This is a genomic window from Bradyrhizobium sp. PRIMUS42, assembly GCF_023006515.1.
In the GTDB taxonomy this organism is placed as follows: Bacteria; Pseudomonadota; Alphaproteobacteria; order Rhizobiales; family Xanthobacteraceae; genus Bradyrhizobium.
On sequence record NZ_JALBGZ010001249.1, the window covers coordinates 1 to 1033 of the forward strand.

Genomic DNA, 1033 nt, shown 5'->3' on the forward strand with positions numbered 1-1033 from the left:
CACCCGAAGGCATCGCCTTGTTCGACGCGTTCGCGGAGCCGGGCGAGGCGCCCGCGACCAGCGCGACGATCGCGGGCGAACCGCAGCAAGCGGCAGCGATTCAGGACGCGGTCGAGGAGACTGTTCGAGAGCCGGCGCACGACCAGACGGGCGAAGCGGCGGCCAAAACTCCGGTTGAAAACCCGCCAGCAGCCATTGTGTCGCCGCAGGCTGCGCCGATCACACCAGGCATGGTTGAGCCGCCGTCGGGCCAAGCCTCGTTGAGCCAAGAGCCGCCCGCACCGCGTCAGCATCCGCTGCGCTTCCTCTGGCAGATGGATGCAGAGGGCCGCTTTGTGCTTCTCTCCGACGAATTCATCCGCCTGATCGGCGCGCACACCGCCGCCGGATTCGGCCGCCCCTGGCGCGAGATCGCCGAAACATTCTCGCTCGACCCTGATGGTCGCGTCGCCCAGGCGCTGGCGAGCCACGACACCTGGGCCGGGATCACCGTGAACTGGCCGACTGACGGCGGCGCGCCTCTGCCGGTCGAACTCGCGGGCCTGCCAACTTACGACCAGTCGCGCAATTTCGCCGGCTTCAAAGGCTTCGGCGTCTGCCGCGATCTCGACGCCCTCAACCGGCTCGATTCGCTCAGGCGTTTCGAGCTGCTGGCCGAACCGCCGCCTCCGCCGATCGAGCCGCCCGCACCCGAGCCTGAGCCAACACCCGAACCCGAACTGCACGAACCCACAAGCGACGCGAATTCACATCCAACCGAACCGGACACGCCAGTGGAAACGCCCGTGGAGCCTCCCTTGGAAACGCCTCCAAATGTCGTGCCGTTCCGCCCGCACGGCGATGTCAGGTCACAAGGTGACCAGAGATCGCCGACGCTGACGCCGATCGAGAACAGCGCGTTCAACGAGCTCGCGCGGCAATTGTCCGAACGGCTCGAACGCGAGCGCGAGACGATCGCGGCGGACAGCCCCGAGCCTGTGGCGGAGATCATCGCCGAACCACCGGCGCCCGAGCCGTTGAGAACCGGGCAGTT

Annotated in this window: 1 pseudogene; it reads left to right on the forward strand. The window is 67.6% G+C overall.

Going from position 1 to position 1033, the window contains the following annotated elements:
* Nucleotides 1–1033: pseudogene (locus MOV75_RS39435) on the forward strand (PAS domain-containing sensor histidine kinase); the annotation flags it as partial.